Source organism: Phyllobacterium sp. P5_D12 (genome assembly GCF_054049495.1).
Genome location: NZ_JBFUMG010000454.1, coordinates 1 through 3,610, shown reverse-complemented (window position 1 = coordinate 3,610; position 3,610 = coordinate 1). Strand labels below are relative to the sequence as shown.

The window sequence follows — 3,610 nt, the reverse complement described above, 5'->3', positions numbered from 1 at the left end:
GCACTTGCCGCTGCACAGCAGAACGTACGTGCGACGGTGACGGCCGCGCCTGGCGACTGCAAGTTCCAGTTCAACCCTACTGGCACGGCAAAGTTCACCACGTCGTGCGATATCGCGACGTCATTCCTGACCCGGAACTCGGTGCCGTATGACGTCGTAGCGACTGCTGCACCTGGTACAGCAGCCACGGTGAAGATTGGCGAGGAGACGGTTGAGTCCTACGACGCAACAGCTGCCGGAGCGGACGCAAAGGCAAAGGACGCGGCTTTCGCCAAGAGCGTCAACATCGCGCTTCAAGACGGCGGCTACCCCCTCGTCCGCGACCCGGTGAAGGTTGTCGACTCAAAGCTTGATGCTCTCGTCGCAGCCAATCCGAAGCTCGCGCTCGATGCGGCTGCTATCCGCGCTGGCGCAAAGACCACGGTTCCGGTCGATCAGGCTATCAAGGATAAGCTGATCACTGCAGAAGAGGCGGCTGGAGCGACCGAGGTGGCGGTCTACACGGTTCCCGGCGCTGGTGCGTTCAAGATGGTGGCTGATCCGGCTGCCGTCAATTGGACCAAGGTCATCGCGATCCTCTTCATCCTCGTCCTCTATGTGACGATGGTCTACGGCCCGATCGCAGCGATCCTTGTCGAGATGTTCCCGACACGCATCCGCTATACGGGCATGTCCTTGCCCTATCATATCGGTAACGGCTGGTTTGGCGGATTGCTTCCCGCAACTGTCTTCGCAATGAGCGCGTTCAAGGGCGATATCTACTACGGCCTGTGGTATCCGATCATCGTTGCAGCCATGACCCTGATCATCGGCATCATCTTTGTCCGCGATACCAGGGGAGTCGATCTGCACGACATTAAGTAACCCGGTAAACTAAAAAGCCCGGCATGATTTCTCATGCCGGGCTTTTGTTTGTCCAGACTACGGTATCACATTGCAAGAGCCCGGAATTTGGCGAGAATTGCATCGCCCATTTCGACGGTCCCAATTTTGGTCTTGCCTTCCGACATGATATCCCCCGTACGAAGCCCATCGTCGAGCACGCCAGCTATGGCCGCCTCCAACCTGTCAGCTTCGGCGATCATATTGAACGAGTAGCGCAGACACATTGCGAACGACGCGATCATGGCGATCGGGTTGGCTGCGCCAGTGCCGGCAATATCCGGCGCCGAGCCGTGCACCGGCTCATAAAGCGCCTTGCGCTTGCCAGTCTTGGCGTCGGGCGCACCGAGTGAAGCCGACGGCAGCATACCGAGTGACCCCGTGAGCATTGCCGCGATATCGGAAAGCATGTCGCCGAACAGATTATCCGTAACGATGACGTCGAACTGTTTTGGCCAGCGAACGAGCTGCATGCCGCCGGCATCGGCCAGCATATGTTCGAGTTTCACATCTGAATACTTCGCCTTGTGAGTAGCCGTAACCACTTCATTCCACAAAACGCCCGACTTCATGACGTTGCGTTTTTCCATCGACGTCACCTTGTTGCCGCGCCTGCGCGCCAGCTCAAAGGCAACGCCAGAGATGCGCTCGATCTCATAGGTGTCATAGACCTGTGTATCGATGCCACGCTTCTGGCCGTTGCCAAGGTCGCGAATTTCCTTAGGTTCGCCGAAATAGACGCCGCCGGTCAGTTCGCGGACGATCAGTATGTCGAGACCTTCGACGATTTCCTTCTTCAGGGACGATGAATCGGCAAGCGCCGGATAGCAGATCGCCGGCCGTAGATTGRCAAAAAGCTCCATATCCTTGCGCAGGCGTAGAAGACCCGCCTCGGGGCGCACATCATAGGGGACGCTGTCCCATTTTGGTCCGCCGACCGCGCCAAACAGGACCGCATCGGCGGACAGCGCTTTTGCCATATCGGCCTCGGAGATCGCCTTGCCGTGTGCATCGTAGGCACAGCCGCCGACGAGCCCCTCCTCCAGCGAGAAGTCACTCTTTAATTCCGCATTCATATAGGCAATGATCTTGCGGACTTCGGCCATTGCCTCGGGGCCGATACCATCCCCCGGAAGGAGGAGAAGCTTTTTTGCTGCCATTGTAGAACCTCACATAAGACGCAGAAAAAAGCCCGGAAAACCGGGCTTTCAGATTAGGTGACTGGTTTCAGGCCCAAGGATGCTTTTCGGCATTGGCCGCTTCGAAATTGTCGATCTTCGTCGCCTTTTCCATGGTCAGGCCGATATCGTCGAGACCATTGAGCATGCAGTAGCGGCGGAACTCATCAAGTTCGAAAGTGATCGTGCCGCCATCCGGGCCCTTGATCGTCATTTCTTCGAGATCGATGGAAATTGTCGCATTTGCACCGCGCTGCGCGTCATCCATCAGCTTGTCGAGATCTTCCTGGCTGACCCGGATCGGCAAAATGCCGTTCTTGAAGCAGTTGTTATAAAAAATGTCGGCAAAACTGGTCGAAATTACACAGCGGATGCCAAAATCCAGAAGTGCCCAAGGCGCATGTTCACGGCTTGAGCCGCAACCGAAATTATCGCCGGCGACGAGAATCTGCGCCTTGCGATAGGCCGGTTTGTTAAGAACGAAATCGGGGTTTTCCGAACCATCCTCATTATAACGCATTTCAGCAAAAAGACCGGTACCAAGACCCGTGCGTTTGATCGTCTTCAGGTAGTCCTTCGGGATGATCATGTCGGTGTCGACGTTGATAATTGGCAGCGGAGCTGCGACGCCGGTGAGCTTGGTGAACTTGTCCATGATATCTGCCTGTAGATATTGGGTAATGACTTCGCGCTCCGCTTTACACCAGCTTTACCTCGAATCAAAGCTTTTCGCCTGTGGCACTTTGGGCCGAAGCCGCTCAATCCCTTGTGATTGCCCTTGTCTTGACTGTCTGATCAAGGCAAAACAGGTGAATGATCCGAACTTTCCGCCCTCGCCGGTCTGTGCTGTACGTTCCCGCCTCGAACAACCGGGCACTGGCCAAAGCAGCATCGCTTGATGCCGACGCGATCATCTTCGATCTGGAGGATGCCGTAGCCCCAGACGTCAAGGAGGACGCGCGCGAGGCATTGCGGGAATATTTCCTTGCTCCTCCCAAAAGCAAAGCCGAACGCATTGTCCGCATCAATAGCCTCGCGAGCCAATGGGGCGCCGAGGATTTGCTTGCTGCTCGGGCCTGCAGACCTGATGCTATACTCCTCCCCAAGGTGGAGACACCGCAGGATATCACCGGCGTTGCCGAAATTCTCGAAGAGACCGATGCTTCCGAGGGGATTCGTCTTTGGGCGATGATCGAAACGCCGCGTGGGATCCTCAATGCCGATGAAATCGCCGAGCTCGGATTGCGCTCGACGGCGCGGCTCGACTGTTTTGTCATCGGGACCAACGATATTTCGAAGGAGACCGGCACGAAAGGGCGCGGCGCTTTAATACCATGGCTCATGCAAGTTCTGTTGTGTGCCAAGGCTGGCAAGCTTGATATCATCGACGGCGTATACAATGAATTCTCCGACCTCGACGGGTTTGCGGCCGAATGCACCGAGGCCGTGCAGATGGGTTTCGACGGAAAGTCCCTGATTCATCCATCACAGATTGAAACAGCCAACACGTCCTTCCTTCCCGACGCGACTTCAGTCGCAGAGGCCAGGTT

General features: G+C 56.4%; 4 protein-coding genes. 2 read left to right on the top strand and 2 right to left on the bottom strand.

The genetic code is table 11. From position 1 onward, the window contains the following. On the top strand, window positions 1-864 hold an 864-nt coding region (locus ACXJ5O_RS21635), incomplete at its 5' end, for an MFS transporter (protein ID WP_457301691.1). A gap of 65 nt (window positions 865-929) precedes the next feature. Here ACXJ5O_RS21635 and leuB read toward each other — a convergent pair. Beyond that, a complete protein-coding gene (leuB, locus tag ACXJ5O_RS21630; RefSeq protein WP_457301690.1) occupies window positions 930-2,042 on the bottom strand; it encodes a 3-isopropylmalate dehydrogenase in 1,113 nt (370 codons plus the stop codon). Window positions 2,043-2,109: 67 nt separating this feature from the next. Next, window positions 2,110-2,715 (bottom strand): 3-isopropylmalate dehydratase small subunit, encoded by a 606-nt coding sequence (leuD, locus tag ACXJ5O_RS21625; RefSeq protein WP_112524963.1) that lies wholly within the window; start codon window positions 2,713-2,715, stop codon window positions 2,110-2,112. A 158-nt stretch (window positions 2,716-2,873) separates the two neighbouring features. Here leuD and ACXJ5O_RS21620 point away from each other — a divergent pair. After that, window positions 2,874-3,610, top strand: a 737-nt coding sequence (locus tag ACXJ5O_RS21620; RefSeq protein WP_457301689.1) for an HpcH/HpaI aldolase/citrate lyase family protein, incomplete at its 3' end; no start/stop codon positions are given.

Coding starts and splice junctions, on each gene's coding strand:
- leuD (WP_112524963.1), bottom strand. CDS start 2,715: ATGGACAAGTTCACCAAGCTCACCGGCGTCGCAGCTCCGCTGCCAATT.